General features: G+C 37.5%; 12 protein-coding genes, 1 pseudogene and 1 riboswitch. Of the genes and pseudogenes, 7 read left to right on the top strand and 6 right to left on the bottom strand.

All coding sequences use genetic code 11. The features are described 5' to 3' along the window. The first annotated feature begins 89 nt into the window (after positions 1–89). Positions 90–3,179, top strand: a complete 3,090-nt coding sequence (locus H9650_RS11130) for an efflux RND transporter permease subunit (RefSeq protein ID WP_191697223.1) — start codon at positions 90–92, stop codon at positions 3,177–3,179. Between the two features lie 172 nt (positions 3,180–3,351). Here H9650_RS11130 and H9650_RS11125 read toward each other — a convergent pair whose 3' ends face one another. Together H9650_RS11125 and H9650_RS11120 are read right to left on the bottom strand one after the other, a co-directional pair. Beyond that, entirely contained in the window at positions 3,352–3,720 is a 369-nt protein-coding gene (locus H9650_RS11125; protein WP_151111679.1) for a VOC family protein, read from the bottom strand. A 104-nt stretch (positions 3,721–3,824) separates the two neighbouring features. Continuing rightward, positions 3,825–4,267 (bottom strand): annotated as a pseudogene (locus H9650_RS11120) (DUF1697 domain-containing protein). A gap of 366 nt (positions 4,268–4,633) precedes the next feature. Between H9650_RS11120 and H9650_RS11110 the strand changes: the two are divergent. Further along, positions 4,634–6,640 carry a bifunctional diguanylate cyclase/phosphodiesterase gene (locus H9650_RS11110; RefSeq protein ID WP_191697220.1) on the top strand — a complete coding sequence of 669 codons (2,007 nt, stop codon included), beginning with the start codon at positions 4,634–4,636 and terminating at the stop codon, positions 6,638–6,640. A 53-nt stretch (positions 6,641–6,693) separates the two neighbouring features. On the opposite strand, the gene H9650_RS11105 is transcribed toward H9650_RS11110, so the two are convergent. Genes H9650_RS11105 through H9650_RS11090 form a run of 4 tightly spaced genes read right to left on the bottom strand, consistent with a single transcriptional unit; the run spans position 6,694 to position 9,960 of the window. Continuing rightward, the gene (locus H9650_RS11105) at positions 6,694–7,389 is read right to left on the bottom strand and encodes an energy-coupling factor transporter transmembrane component T family protein (protein WP_229654135.1); all 696 of its coding nucleotides are present in this window, start codon (positions 7,387–7,389) and stop codon (positions 6,694–6,696) included. Positions 7,390–7,438: 49 nt separating this feature from the next. After that, the gene (locus H9650_RS11100; protein WP_229653972.1) at positions 7,439–8,803 is read right to left on the bottom strand and encodes an ABC transporter ATP-binding protein; all 1,365 of its coding nucleotides are present in this window, start codon (positions 8,801–8,803) and stop codon (positions 7,439–7,441) included. Next, complete coding sequence (locus H9650_RS11095) at positions 8,796–9,377, bottom strand: ECF transporter S component (RefSeq protein WP_144538389.1); 582 nt, start codon at positions 9,375–9,377, stop codon at positions 8,796–8,798. The genes H9650_RS11100 and H9650_RS11095 overlap by 8 nt, the downstream gene beginning before the upstream one ends. Next, on the bottom strand, positions 9,370–9,960 hold the full coding sequence (locus tag H9650_RS11090) for a YkoF family thiamine/hydroxymethylpyrimidine-binding protein (RefSeq protein ID WP_154311877.1): 591 nt from the start codon (positions 9,958–9,960) through the stop codon (positions 9,370–9,372). The genes H9650_RS11095 and H9650_RS11090 overlap by 8 nt, the downstream gene beginning before the upstream one ends. A gap of 76 nt (positions 9,961–10,036) precedes the next feature. Then, positions 10,037–10,144: riboswitch (TPP riboswitch) on the bottom strand. Positions 10,145–10,299: 155 nt separating this feature from the next. Between H9650_RS11090 and H9650_RS11085 the strand changes: the two genes are divergently transcribed. The 5 genes from H9650_RS11085 to H9650_RS11065 all read left to right on the top strand — a co-directional run bounded on the left by H9650_RS11085 (position 10,300) and on the right by H9650_RS11065 (position 15,865). Further along, a complete protein-coding gene (locus tag H9650_RS11085) occupies positions 10,300–11,259 on the top strand; it encodes a 2-hydroxyacid dehydrogenase (protein WP_154311876.1) in 960 nt (319 codons plus the stop codon). A 525-nt stretch (positions 11,260–11,784) separates the two neighbouring features. Next, positions 11,785–12,780 (top strand): ABC transporter substrate-binding protein, encoded by a 996-nt coding sequence (locus H9650_RS11080; RefSeq protein WP_144538391.1) that lies wholly within the window; start codon positions 11,785–11,787, stop codon positions 12,778–12,780. A 33-nt stretch (positions 12,781–12,813) separates the two neighbouring features. After that, a complete protein-coding gene (locus H9650_RS11075; RefSeq protein WP_318245411.1) occupies positions 12,814–13,701 on the top strand; it encodes an ABC transporter permease in 888 nt (295 codons plus the stop codon). Then, complete coding sequence (locus tag H9650_RS11070; protein WP_144538393.1) at positions 13,698–14,903, top strand: quaternary amine ABC transporter ATP-binding protein; 1,206 nt, start codon at positions 13,698–13,700, stop codon at positions 14,901–14,903. The genes H9650_RS11075 and H9650_RS11070 overlap by 4 nt, the downstream gene beginning before the upstream one ends. Before the next feature lie 203 nt (positions 14,904–15,106). Beyond that, complete coding sequence (locus H9650_RS11065; RefSeq protein WP_191697219.1) at positions 15,107–15,865, top strand: SDR family oxidoreductase; 759 nt, start codon at positions 15,107–15,109, stop codon at positions 15,863–15,865. The last annotated feature ends 13 nt before the right edge of the window (positions 15,866–15,878 follow it).

The raw sequence follows: 15,878 nt of genomic DNA, 5'->3' as shown, positions 1-15,878 counted from the left end.
CGCTCCTAATGCATATTGTTGACAAATGACCAATTAGTCATTATTATAAATAAATGAGTTCGATAAGTCAATTGAGGGTAGGTGTAAGGGTGAAAGGGTTAGTAAATTTTGTCCTGAAAAATAAACTAGCAGTTTGGTTATTAACGATTATTATAACTGTTTCTGGTATTTATTCAGGTACAAGAATGAAAATGGAGACCATTCCAGATATCTCGATTCCGTTCTTAATGGTGATGGATGTTTATCCTGGTGCGACTCCTGAAAAAGTAATGGAAGACGTTTCGATGCCTTTTGAAAAAGCATTAGAAGGATTAGAAGATGTTAAGTCTGTATATTCTAATTCATATTCGAGTATGTCTAGCATTCAAGTGGAATACGAATACGGCACTGACATGGATGAAGCAAAACGCGCCATGGAATCTGCCTTGGATAAAATATCTTTACCGGAAGGTGCACAGGAGCCAACTATAACAGCAATCAGTATGAATATGATGCCAGTAGTTGCACTTAGTGTAAGTAGTACAGAAGAGGATATTGTAGAACTAACATCGACAGTAGAAGATATTTTACTTCCAAAAATTGATAAAATCGATGGCGTTGCATCGGCGACTATAACAGGTCAACATATTGAAGAAGTGGAGCTTACATATGACGAAGCGAAGATGGCTGAATTGGATGTAACAGAAGACACTGTCAAGCAAATGATTCAAGCAAGTGATATGGCTGTATCATTAGGATTGTTTGAATTTGAAGAAGGTGAGCAGGCAGTAGCAGTCGATGGTAAGTTTATGACTGCTGATGAATTAAAAGAAATGCTAATTCCTGTGACTCCATCTGCTACCAACCCATCTCCATTTGTTAAATTAGGGGATATTGCACAGGTTGAGGTTGTTGGTAAAGTAGAGTCTGTTTCACGTACTAATGGCAAGGATGCCATCGCAATTCAAATAGTAAAAAATCAAGATGCTAACACAGTAACGGTAGTAAATGCAGTGAAGGATTTAATCGCAGAAGAAGAAAAGAACATTGATGGTATTGTTATTGATGTATCTCTAGACCAAGGTGCTCCTATCGAAGAATCTGTATTCACGATGGTAGAAAAAGCAGTCTTTGGTGGTTTGATCGCAGTATTAATCATTTTGCTATTCTTGCGCGATTTCAAATCTACTATTATTTCAATTGTATCTATACCAGTATCTATATTCATGGCTTTACTGCTATTAAATTGGTTAGATATAACGTTGAACATTATGACACTTGGAGCAATTACGGTTGCGATTGGACGGGTAATTGATGACTCCATTGTAGTAGTAGAAAATATTTATCGTCGTTTACATTTAAAAGGTGAGCCATTATCAGGTCGTGCTTTAGTTCGTGAAGCGACTATTGAAATGTTCAAGCCAATCCTTTCATCTACATTAGTAACAGTGGCAGTATTTGCACCGTTAATCTTCGTCGGTGGAATGGTTGGAGAATTATTCATGCCATTCGCATTAACAATGACTTTTGCTCTTGGTGCATCTTTATTGGTAGCAATTACGATTGTACCAGCAATGTCTCATTTCTTATTTAAGAAAAAACTTTATGCTGAAAAAACAGAAAGTAATCACAAAGAGCAAGGCAAATTAGCTGAAGGTTATAAGAAAATTCTAAAATGGACATTGAACCATAAAATTATTACTTCTATTGTTTCTATTGCATTATTAGTAGGTAGTCTAATGCTTACTCCTTTAATTGGCTTTAGTTTCTTAGGAAGTGAAGAAGAAAAAGTAATGTATTTAACATACACACCAAAAGCTGGTGAACTAAAAGAAGATACCTTAGCTAACGTTACAAAAGTTGAAGAAGAGATGCTAAAACGCAAAGATATCGATATCGCTCAAGTATCTATTAACGGTGACGGTGCAAATGACATGACTGCTATGATGGGCGGGGGTACAGGCGGAGCGTTAATGTACTTGATCTTTGATGAAGACATGGAAGATTTCCCTGGTGCTCGTGAAGAAATTGAGGAGTATGTCTTTAACATTGGTCAAACCGGCGAATGGAAGAGCCAAAACTTCTCGAGTATGTCTATGTCAACAAATGAAATCAGCTACACATTCTATAGCGAAAATTTAGATAAACTAAATGAAGCTGTATCTATGGTTGAAGGGGTAATGGGAGAAACAGAAGGATTAAAAGATGTTTCTTCAAGTGCCGAAGATAGCTATGTAGAGTATACGTTCCAAGTAGCACAGGATGAATTATTACAATATGGGTTAACAACAGGTCAAATCGTTATGATGTTAAGTCCTACTACTACTCAGGAAGTATTAACTACAGTTGAAAAAGACGGTAATACTTTAGAGGTTATCGTACAACAAGAACAAACAGAAACACCTAAATCAATTGATGATATTTTAGCAAAAGAAGTTCCGACAGCAATGGGAACAACAATCCCATTGTCTGAAATTGTAACAGTAGAAGAAGGGTACGCTTTAAATACGCTTGCGCGTAGTAAAGGAGAGTACTATGCTACTGTATCAGCTACAATCCTAGATGATGATATTTCAAAAGCTTCAGCAGATGTAGATGAAGCGATTGAAGAATTAGACTTACCTAAGGGTGTAACAGTTGGAGTTGCAGGGGTAACTGCAGATATGAATGAAACATTTACTCAGCTTGGAGTGGCGATGCTTGCAGCGATTGCGATTGTTTACTTCATCTTGGTAGTAACATTTGGTGAAGGTGTAGCGCCATTTGCTATCCTATTCTCGTTACCATTTGCAGTAATCGGTTCATTTGCAGGTCTATGGCTTGCAGATGAAACAATTTCCGTATCTGTTATGATGGGTCTCCTCATGCTGATAGGTATAGTTGTGACGAACGCTATCGTGCTTGTGGACCGTATTATTCATATGGAACGTGATGGTATGACAATGCGTGAAGCAATCTTAGAAGCTGGGGCAACACGTTTACGTCCAATTCTTATGACTGCCATTGCAACAATTGGAGCACTTGTTCCACTTGCGGTTGGTTCAGGTGGTGGCGGTGGTTTAATCTCTAAAGGATTAGGTATTACCGTAATCGGTGGTCTAGCAAGTTCAACATTGTTAACGCTGATTATAGTTCCAATCGTTTATGAGGTTCTTTCTAAGCTATTTAAGAAAAAACGTAACGAAGTACAAGATAATTAATTAAAATAAAAACGCCTGTGGGAGTCATTTTCCCATAGGCGTTTTTTCAAATATAAGTGTTCCTGCAAGATGCGTGAGCGGCGGTGATGGCTTATTGGCTACCCCTGAAAGCGTAAACCAAAGCAGAGTGGAAATCGAAGAACATTTTTGTCACGACTGCGCTTTTTTTAAGTCACATCCACTCTAAAATCTCGATTCGATTACCAAATGGATCATGAATGTAGATGCGATTAGCTCCTGGTAGCTCTGCATCGACTACAAAGCTTACTCCTTGTTCGGATAAATGCTCTTTTAGAGCTTCTAAGTTTTCCACCTCGAATGCTGGATGTGCCTTCTTGGCAGGAGAAAACTTTTCTTCAACTCCAATGTGAATTTGATAGCTACCTAATGTAAACCATACACCGCCCTTCTGTTTTAGAAGAGGTGGTTTTTCTATTTCTGGCAATCTTAAAATTCCAGTGAAGAATCGGCGAGCTTCTTCTTCACAGCCCTTTGGAGCAGCTAATTGAATATGATCGATTTTTTTAAAAGTAAACGACATGCTTCATACCCCCTTATGAATAACTTTATTTTAACGTAAGTTTTCTGATAATAAAAATTTATTTAATTCATAAAAAGGTATAAGAAATTCTTATGTCAAACATACTACATTCTTTCTAATATTTTTATCACTGTATTTTTGTTTCTAGCTGTGCAAACCGTTTGGAGCTTCTTTTCAAAGAAGGCATTCGTATACTTTGTCTGGTGATAGTTCTTGGAATGATTAATGATCAAATTACGTCTATGAAGAATTACAAACTCGTCCTCTACTATTTCCTTAAGTATAGTAATCTGTTCGTTGGTAATTTTCCTTTGTAGAAACATGACAAAGGTTTGGTCATTTAAGAAAAGTGGATGGTTATGTACTTCTTCCAATTCAGATTTCGTTCTTAAAGTAACCGGAATAGAGAACCCATAGGTGATTCTTAGTGCTTCCTCTAATTTTCCCTCGCTACATTCACCGTTATCAAAAATAACGTTTCCTGTTTGAATATATGTACGTACATTATGAAAGCCCAATTCTTCAAAGAGTGCTTTAGAGATTTCATATCTACTTTATTAATCTTTCCTAAATTAATTCCTCTTAGCAGAGCTACTGATGACATTTAAAGCCTCCTATATAATTTTCTGATAATACCTATTTTTAACAGTATTGGAATATTAGCAATAATTATATAACAAAATAAGTAATCATAAAGAACCAATTTTCAACAATTCGACACACATATATTGTAAAAATATTATAAAATAAAAGATTTAATCAAAATTATACAATTACATTATGGTTTTTATGTTATATGTCTGGTCGATATGGTATAGTTTAACAGATAAGTTGTTCGTCGAAAGGAATGACAAAGTTGTTTTTTAGTGCTATATCACCCATATATTCTATAGAGTTACAACCGGAGTATTCAATGGTCGGTGTGATAATTTCAATTATAGTTGCCTGTATTGCTTCATTTACTGCGCTATCGCTAAATGAAAGAGTCCAAAAAAATAGTTTTTTTCACTATTTATTTTGGTTAATATTAGCATCTATTTCACTTGGTTTGGGAATTTGGGCTATGCATTTTGTAGGTATGACCGCTATTACGTTGCCAATCAGTATGCATTACAATTGGATATTGACTTTTGTGTCATTAATTCCAGGTGTTTTAGCATCTTTTATTTTTTTCTATTGGGTAAATAAACCAATTCAATCTTGGTGGAAATATATAATTGCAAGTATTTTAATGGGGTTAGGGATAGCAGGAGTTCACTATATTGGAATCCGTTCCATGGAGATGGATGTGCAATACGTTTACGATAGACCTACTATATTTATCGCTTTGTGTATCTCTATCATGTTTACGCAGACTGCTTTATTTTCCATTAAATATTCATCTAAAAAGACAAAAAACTTTATTACTAAAACTTTTTCATCCATTTTAATTGGCTGTGCAATTGCTACAACTCATTATGTAGGAATATTAGCAATAAGTGTTTACGCCCCGAGAGATTATTTAGTCGCAACTGCAGAAAATCACTCGATGCATAATACTTTTCTAGGTGTAACTGTAACCTTTTTCCTTGGAATGCTAATAGGGGTATTACTTTTATCTAGTATGATGGATAGGTACGTAAAATATAGAGCCAATTATTTTGATAATCTCACAATGCTACCTAATCGTAGAAGCTTTGAATCATACATTGAAAAGTCTGTTATTGGTCAAACACTAGCAGTCTGGCATTTACATGACTTTGGAAAAATAAATCAAGAGTTTAGCTTCATGTTTGGTGACGAGGTCATTCAACATTTAACTAAAATCTTCATGGATTACAAGCCGCCATCAGCTCGTTTATTTAAATTTGAAAGCAATCGTTTCGCTTATATTATGAGAACTACTGATGACACAAATATCCATGAAATGCTAATAGCAATGGAAAAAATAGCGGAGATTTTAAAGAGACCCATTACAATTAAAAACAAAAAAATAGTACTTCCAGGGGTTTGTGCTATTTCCGCGGTAAAGGATTATCGAGACCTTCATTCAATCTATTCGAATGCCCTAGCTGTGTTTAATGACTCTTCCATTGAACATAAACATGAAGTAATTATGTTTGATCCGGTCATACATACGCATACGTTTGAAAAAGAATTAGTCGATGGAATTGAAAAAGCAATGATTAACAAAGAGTTATATCTCGTGTATCAACCAAAAATAAATCTACGAAATGTGGAAGTAGCAGGAGTAGAGGTTCTTCTAAGATGGAATAATTCAAAATATGGTTTTTTGTCTCCGGCTGTCTTTGTCCCTATACTAGAGGAAAATTCGAAGATGGAAATGGTTACGGACTGGATTGTAGAACAGGCTTGTAAACAAATGTACCAATGGAAGAAAGAAAATATTTCACTAGGAAAAGTAGCGATTAATATACCTGGACATTATGTTACCTCTTCAGCTCTACTAAAACGTTTGATAAGTATTACAAGTAGTTATGAAATCTGTCCAAATGAAATAGAGTTAGAAATTACGGAAACTAGCTTTGTAAGTAATATTGAAGAAGCAATGCGGGCGGTAGGAGTATTTAGGGAGAAAGGTTTCTCTGTTGCCCTGGATGACTTTGGAACAGGGGTATCCTCACTTTCTTATTTAAAGCAAATACCAATCTCTACCTTAAAGATTGACAAAACATTTATTGAGGAAGTTCCAAATTCTCATAAAGATTCTTTAATAGTACAGGCTATTATTGCACTAGGAACGTCACTCGGACTAGAAATAGTCTTTGAAGGAGTGGAAACAAAAGAACAGGTAGGATTTTTAAGGGCATCCTGCGAAAATCCTATTTTACAAGGTTATTATTTTGCTAAACCTATGCGAGCAGAAGAACTATTTCATTGGCAAGAGAATATAAAACAAAAGTTTGCTGATAAAATATGATTGTATTTAAAGGAAGAGAGTGTCACCCAAGTCTGGTGTCACTCTCTTTGTTTTTACACTAACCAAAAATTACTGAAACAACTGATTAATAATAAACCAATAAACAAGAATGCTAACATGAAATCATTCTTTTCAATAGTAACCTTATGATAAAAAACCCTTCTTGGTTCTCCTGTGAAACCCCTTGCTTCCATAGCAAATGCAACTTTCTCCGCTTTACGAACAGCTCCAGCGAGCATGGGGATTAGTACGCGCCGTAAACCTATTATTCTCTTGAAAATATTTGATTGGTCATCCAATCCCCTAAGTTTCTGTACCTGTTGAACTAGTATAAATTCATCCTTTAAGAGGGGTAGAAATTGATAACCAACCATAATTCCGTAAGCAATTTTTGGAGATAGTTTTAACTGCTGCATTAGGCTACGTATAAATATAATTGGATCGGTAGTTAAAGCAAATAACAAGCTTAGGCTAGAAAAAGCTAAAACGCGAAAGCTTAGGGACAAGGCGTGATTCAGTTGACTCATAGTTATTTCAACAGAACCGATAGACCAAAGAACAGGACCAGTCCTACTGTCTGCAAATAAAAGAGTAGTCCAAAGATAGCCAAATGCTGCTATAAAAAATGGTAGCATCAGTAAGCCCCATTTTCTCCAGGATATATGGCTTAAAAAGATTTGCACCACAATAATACTTAACCAAAAAATAAGTGGAGTCCATGGATTGAAAAAAAACGCAAGTGTCAGCATGCAAATCATTACTATCACAAACTTAACAGACGGATTCATCCTATGTAGGCTAGTGTGCATAGAGAGCACCTCGTCTAGGTGAGAGTAATTGATGTTCTAGCAGTAAATCTTCTTTACCCCAAAAGCTGTCAGAGTGATATTTTCCTGTAATTGCTCCGTCTTTCATTAGTAAAATGGTGTCTGCAACCTTATAAGCAAACTCCATATCATGTGTAACAATTAGGAAGGTAGTACCTGCCTTAGAACGATTATCAATTACTTTAAACAGTTCGGCTAAAGTAGCGGAGTCCTGGCCAGAAGTAGGCTCATCCATCAGTATCACTTCACGATTCTGACAAAGCATAATGGCTATAGCTAGGCGCCTTTTTTGCCCATGACTGATTGAAAAAGGATGTGCATCTGAAACAGTAGATAAATTCAGTCGCTCCAACATTTCCTCCGTATTTTGAACACCACCGAAAGAAACCTCTTCCTTCACTTGCCCTGTAATAAACAAAAATTCTGGTGATTGAGGTACATAGCCTAACATGCTAGGCTTTACTTTGCCATTAGAGGGTACAATACCTGAAAGAGCCTTCAATAATGTAGATTTCCCACTGCCATTTGGTCCAGCTAGCACTGCGATTTCTCCTTTATTTAAAGAGAATGAAGTTGGCTGTAAAAAATGCTTTGTACTAATATTTTCCACATGCAGAGACTTTTCTGCTTGAACCATGCTCTTCCTTTTGGTATAGCTTTCATACGGAATTCTATCTTCCTTTAACTTAATTGTTCGATGAAAGAAGTTGTCCCATAGGTCGAGTCTATGCTCAATCGCTAAGATGGTTATACTCGATTTTTGCTGAAGTAAGTCCAACCATTCAATATATTGTTTTGCGGTATACGGGTCCAGATGGGTGATAGGCTCATCTAACAATAATATTTCTGGCTCCATAATCATTGCACAAGCAGTGGCAACCCTTTGCTTCATACCTCCAGAAAGCGATTGAATGATGGAATGTCGATAATCCGTTAACCTAGTTAACTCCAATACTTCAGAAATCTTCGTCTCCATTTCTTCCCGTGCGACGAGTAAATTCTCTAAAGTAAAAGCAAGCTCTTCCTCTACAGTTGGCATACAAAATTGTGCATCGGGATCTTGAAATACTGTTGCGATACGATGATTGACCTCGCCAGGTCGATAGGAATCATTTTCTTTACCAAAAAGTTCTATTCTACCGGACACTATGCCATCGCAATTTTCTGGATAGAGACGATTGCACAAATAAAGTAAAGTGCTCTTTCCACAGCCGCTTGGTCCGGTTATGACGACACGCTCTCCTTTTTCGATAGACATAGAAAAGTTTGATAGAACAGCAGTATCCTTGTCTGGATAAGAAAAGGTGACATCTTCAAAATGGATAACTTTAGGCACGAATATCACCTTTTTTTGAACGCGAAATAGCATATCCTCTTAACGAACCAGTGGCAAGCAAGCCGTCAGCTACAGCTTTTCCACCTAAACCAGCAATGAGAGTTCCACTAAAAATACGAACAACTAGCATGAAAACTACATATCCAGTGGTATAAACGGCAAATCCTCCTAAGAAATAGCCATACACAAAGCTAAAAACTGCGGATCCTGCTCCCGCAAGCATTAAAACCCAAAGGTCAAACCGTTTGTAACGTGTAGCGGCGAATACAGCCTCGGCACCTAGACCTTGTATGACACCAGAAAGGATAAGACGTGGCCCGACGGCATTACCTAAAAGTACCTCTATTGCTGCTGCGATAGTTTCCGAGATAACCGCCGCCCCAGGTTTCCGAATGATGTACATACAGATAATTGAAACGATAAACCAAACACCAAAAATCCACTCATATGCGATTGGTCCGACGAAGCCAGACCAAATGTTTCCTACATGAAGGAAGAGTAAATAAACAATCCCAAACACTACTGCAAAGACCGACATTAAAACAATTTCTTTTAGCTTCCATGATTTAAGCATGGAGGTCATCTCCGTGAGAAGGGCTATTAATGCTCATCGATAAAGTCATCACTAAATGCTTGTGCTCTTCTGATCTAGCTCTGCTGAAGGCTGCCTCATAATAAGCAAACACGTCATGGATATCCCCATGAATCCCGCTAGCATAATGCATAGATTCATTGAATACACCCTTCACTTTAGCGTGCTCAATCTCTCTGTAGATCACATCCATATAGTTAGGATTGTTCATAGGGTATAAAGCAAATTGAGAAGAAACATATTGGTTTGTTTCATCCTTATTTGTCACTTCATCTCCCTTGTCTAAATAAACGTCAGCAGTGGTGTCGCCAGGACAACCCGCTGAAAATGTTCCAGAAAGAGCTACATGTACCCCTGTTTTGGCAGCATTCAGAGTAATAGATTTTGCCACATTAAATACATGAACTTGTTTTCCTCTGATAACGGTTGAGACATCATCCGTATGCATCCACACATTGGATACATCTGTATTCTGTAGTGCACCTTTAATAATACTTACAAATTCATTGCTCATCGGATGTAGGGAAAAACGAAACCCTACAATTGGGCTTAAACCACATTCCATCCTAAAAACCTCCCTCAATTTTTTCATAAAAAAAAGCTACATCCGTGAAGATGCAGCCACTAACCCTTATGAAAAAAGGAAAGTCACCGCACTTCCTCACGCAGGTATTATCCTGATCGAGTAATAAGGGATCGGAGCTAAAAAGCTCTCATCACAGCCAAAGTGGGCACCCCTAGTGCAGAAACGGTATGTAGTTTTACAGTTGTGTATAAATTTACACAATTTGTTTTCTTTATGTGCCCACAGTATAGCGTATAAAAATATAATTGTAAATATGGTTGAATTCTTTTCTCTAATCGTCCATGCTTAAATTATCAGAAAACATAAGGGGGAAACTAAATGGACAAAATTTTTATTACTCGAAAATTACCGGAGGAAATTGTACAGCCATTAAGAGAAAAATTTGAGGTGAATATGTGGCACAGCGAGGAAACTCCAATGGATTATGAAGATATAAAAAAGGAGGCAAAGGACGTCCATGCCCTGTGGACGGTTCTCTCTGATAAAGTGGACCGGGAACTTATAGAAAGTTTACCGAATTTAAAAATTATCAGTAATCTAGCGGTTGGCTTCAATAATATTGATGTGGAAGCAGCGAAAGAAAAAGGGGTTATGGTAACAAATACTCCTGGTGTATTAACTGAGACAACTGCAGACCTAACCTTTGCGTTGTTATTGGCTACTGCTCGTCGTATTACCGAAGCAGAACAGGATATTCGTGCAGGTAAATGGAAATCATGGACACCGATGCAACTGACGGGAATGGACGTTTTTGGAGCTACGTTAGGAATCATAGGCATGGGAAGAATCGGTGAAGCGGTAGCAAGACGTGCGAAGGGTTTTAATATGAAAGTCTTATATCATAATAGAACAAGAAAATTAGAGGCAGAGCAACAAAATAACTTTACATATGTGGAGCTAGAAACATTATTGCAAGAATCTGATTTTGTTGTAATATTGACACCTCTAACTCCAGAAACTAAAAGGATGATTGGAAAAAAAGAGTTAGGATTGATGAAGGAAACCTCTGCTCTTATTAATGTTGCACGTGGCGGAATCGTAGATGAGCAATCCCTTTATGATGCCCTCCTAAATAAAAGAATATGGGCCGCTGGACTAGATGTTTTTGAGACGGAGCCTGTTCCTTTAGATCATCCACTCTTAACCTTGCCTAATGTTACAGTCCTCCCCCATATCGGCAGTGCAAGTATTCATACGAGACTTGCTATGATGCAAATAAATGCTAAAGCAATTGAAAATGTTTTAGAGGGACAAGAACCTGACAATCGAGTTGTTTAAAGGAAAAAATTATAATCTAGGCTGCCATGAATCCAGTATTCATGGCATTTTTTATGAGGTAAGAAAGGTGTAAGTATGCGACGGGGATGGCTTATCGCTCACCCAACAGAAAGTGTCCACCTGAAATCAAGCTTACTATCCTATGTCCTAATCTAGTAGAAAGCAAGTGAGCATGCACTTTTCAATTAAAACTATACAAAAGCACTATCTATCAAATACTTGATAAAAATTACTGTTTTTAAACGAGAATATTGTACAATATTTACCTATTTATCTAATCGTATTGGTCTACTAAATTAATGCTAAATATTCAGATTAAAATAAAAAATTAACAACTATCTCTTTAAGTAATTTGCAATATACAAATTTGTTTAGTAGTATTAGTAGTTATAAATTAGGCGTCCTTTAATTTCAGTATTAGGAAGTTTAATTGTTTTGAAATTTTAGCAGTTATTTTATAGGTATTGAAGGAGGAACGATCGAACGTCTAATTTAAAAATTGAATGAAAAGAGGTAGTCAGACTAATGAAAAAAATTATGTTATTTTTTTCACTTTGCATGCTTTTAGTACTTACAGCTTGTGGTAACGAGACAAGCAAAGACAGTATTGAGGTGATTAAGTTTGCTGATGCAGGATGGGATAGTATACGCCTACACAACAGCATTGCTCAAACTATCATCGAAGAAGGTTATGGTTATGAAACCGAGGTAACAAGTGGAACAACAGCAGCTACGATGCAATCACTTGAAAAGGGCGACATAAATGTCTATATGGAAGTATGGACCGATAACATTAAAGATGTCTACGAAAAAGCAATTGAAAGTGGAAATATCATGAAGGTAGCTACTAATTTCGCTGATAACGCGCAAGGATTATATGTTCCAACTTACGTGATAGAGGGAGATGCAGAACGAGGAATTGAACCAATCGCTCCAGATTTAAAGACAGTTCAAGACTTAGAGAAGTATCCAGAAATTTTCCAAGATCCCGAAGATAGCAGTAAAGGCCGAGTGGTCGGAGCTCCATCTAGTTGGGTAGTAAGTGAGTATTTGGGGACGAAACTTGAAACATATGGCCTTGACGAACAATATAACTATCTAGCACCCGGCTCTGATTCTGCAATTGTTGCAGATTTAGCAGGAGCATATAAAAAAGGGGAGCCTTGGGTAGGATATTATTGGTCACCAACGTGGGTAACAGCTAGCTACGATTTAACTCTATTAGAAGACGCACCTTACGACGAAGCAAAATGGAATGAATCAAAAGGAACTGAGTTTCCACCAAATGATGTAGTTATTGCAGTTCATAAGGATTTACCAACACAAGCTAAGGACGTAGTAGACTTTTTAAGTAAATATGAAACTAGTAACGATTTAACGGAAAGTGCATTAGACTATATGCAGGAAAATGATGTTGAAGCAGATGAAGCCGCTATTTGGTGGATGAAAGAGTATGAAGATATTTGGACAGCTTGGGTGTCCGAAGAAGTGGCTGAAAAGGTAAAAGCTTCTTTGAAATAATTCATTACTTAATCTAACTAAAGAAAGGTGGTTGTGGCTGTACTTTTACAGTCCCATTCTATGACAGAATTTCCAAACGTACGATTTCCAATAGGGGATGTAGTAGAGAAATTCGTGGATTTTCTTGCCATGAATTTTGATGCATTCTTTGATTTTATCTTTATCATCTCGTCTTCCATGATTAAAGGTCTTGAGGCGGGTCTACTAGCAATTCCTTGGTGGTTATTTATTGTTATCATCTTTTTAATTGGATGGTTTTTTAATAATCTATATGGAGGACTGCTATATGCAGCATTTATCTTCTTAATTGGATCCTTTGATTTGTGGCCAGAAACAATGACCACCATTTCCATCGTTTTAATCTCCGTAATTTTGTCTCTTGTTATAGGAATACCACTAGGAGTTGGAATGGCTTTTAGTAAATCAATGTCCAGAATCATGCGTCCGATATTAGACGCGATGCAGACAATGCCAAGCTTTGTCTACTTAATACCAGTAATTTTCTTCTTTCCGCTCGGAAATGTACCAGCAGTTATTGCAACAATCATTTATGCATTACCACCAGTAATCCGTTTAACAGAATTAGGTATCCGAAGTGTAGATAAAGAGATTGTAGAATCTGCACAATCATTCGGCTCCTCTTCCTCTCAAATGCTCATGAAAGTACAACTACCACAAGCCTTACCTACAATTATGGCAGGTATAAATCAAACAACAATGATGGCGCTAGCAATGGCGGTTGTTGGTTCTATGGTTGGTGCGCAGGGACTTGGAGAACGAGTACTCTTTGCAATTAACCGAATAGACATCTCACTAGGTTTTGAAGCTGGGATCAGTATTGTTTTCCTAGCGATTATCATCGACCGCGTTACCGGAGGAATTGCGAATCGCCTTCAGAAACATAGGAGGGATGCCGCATGACAGTAAAATTAAAATTAGAAAACGTATCGAAGATTTTTGGGTCTCGACCTAAAAAAATTATTCCGATGGTAGAGAAGGGTGTACCAAAGGAAGAGATATTAGCTAAAACAGGGCATACGGTCGGAGTGTACAATGCATCAATGGAAATCATGGAGGGAGAGACCTTCGTGATTATGGGGTTATCAGGAAGTGGTAAGTCTACCCTAATTCGTTGTTTAAATTTATTGAATAGACCTACTTCTGGCGCTATATACGTCGATGGAGAAAATGTCGTGGATTACAATAAGACACAGTTAAAATACTATCGTCAAAAGAAAATAGCTATGGTATTCCAGCATTTTGGGCTGTTTAGCCATCGTACGGTATTAGAAAATATTGAGTATGGTTTAGAGATAAGAGGAATGTCTAAGAACGAGCGCCAGGAAATTGCTCAGAAACATTTAGAAACAGTTGGTCTTAAAGGTTATGAAAACCAATATCCAGATGAACTTTCTGGAGGTATGCGCCAGCGAGTAGGCATCGCCAGAGCACTTGCTAACGATCCAGATATACTATTAATGGATGAGCCCTTCAGTGCACTTGACCCATTAATCCGTAGAGAAATGCAGCTAGAGCTTCTTGATATCCAAAATCGCCTTCAAAAGACAATAATCTTCATCACACATGATGTCAACGAGGCTTTTAAAATTGGGGACCGTGTTGCGGTTATGAAAAACGGAAAAGTTGAGCAAATTGGCACTCCAGAAGAGATTCTGGAAAATCCGGCAAGTAGCTATATATCAGAGTTTATACGAGATATTGATCGCACTAAAATTCTTCAAGCAGAGCATATTATGTCTAAGCCCAACGGATTAGTATCATTAAAGGATGGACTAAATGTTGCAATCCAGGTGATGAGAGAGAATGGGAACTCGAGTGCTTTTGTGGTAGACAGAAAGCGTCAGTTGCAAGGTATCATTACCATTGACCAGGCTATCGAGGGCATGAAGCAGAAGAAATCCTTACAAGAAACAATGTCAAAGGATGTGAATACAGTCCATCCTGAAGAATATGTACAAGACTTGATTCAGCAAGTCCTCGATTCTAAGTATCCTCTTGTTGTAACAGACGAGGAAGGAACGATGAAAGGAATGATTTTACGCGTTCACGTTTTGGCAAGCTTAATAAGTGATCCTGTAGAGGAGCCTGAACAAAAAGCGTAAGTTGGAGAGCCCAAAAACGATTAATTCGTCTTTGGGCTTTTCTATGAATTGAATTAAAAACGTTTAATTTTTTCAAAAATGTTCACAGGTTATCTATTGTAAAATTGGATTTTTTTAACTAAACTAAAGCTAGTAAGAGATGATTTGTGAACTACTAAAACAATAATGTAAGCGCATTCAATCAAACCGAGGAGGTAGTTGGAATGAGACTTCAAGACAAAGTAGCGGTAGTAACAGGTGCGGGTTCAGGTATGGGAAAGGCGATTGCAGTTCTCTATGCTAAAGAGGGGGCTAAGGTCGCTGTTTCGGATTTAAACGAAGAGACGGCGAAGGCTACGGTCGACGAGATTAAAGCAAATGGTGGAGAGGCAATAGCCATAACTGCGAATGTTGCAAAGGAAGAGGATATTCAAAATCTGATTGATACGACGGTAAATACGTATGGTACTGTTGATATTTTAGTGAACAACGCAGGTATAATGGACAACTTTGAGCCTGCTGGGGATATCGAAGATAGCAACTGGGAAAGAATATTTTCAGTTAATACTACGAGTGTCATGCGTTCCACACGTAAGGTATTACCAATCTTCTTAGATAAGCAAAAGGGAGTTATTATCAATGTAGCCTCTGTTGGTGGACTGCAAGGATCTAGAGCTGGCGGTGCTTATACTGCTTCTAAGCATGCAGTGGTGGGGTTCACTAAAAATACTGGATATATGTATGCGGACCAAGGCATTCGCTGTAATGCAATCGCACCGGGTGGGGTAGAAACTAACATAAATAATTCTATGACGAGTGTGAGTGAAAAAGGAATGGGGCGTATTCGATTAGGAATGGGCAACAATCCAAGAATGGGTAAATCAGAAGAGATAGCAACTGTAGCATTATTTCTTGCTTCTGACGATTCAAGCTTTGTTAATGGAACTGTCATAACAGCAGATGCAGGCTGGCTTTCCTATTAATTAACTTCAGAAA

The organism is Psychrobacillus faecigallinarum (assembly GCF_014836595.1).
Lineage (GTDB): Bacteria > Bacillota > Bacilli > Bacillales_A > Planococcaceae > Psychrobacillus > Psychrobacillus faecigallinarum.
Note: the sequence above shows the minus strand (reverse complement) of the source record. Positions and strands in the feature narration are given on the sequence as shown.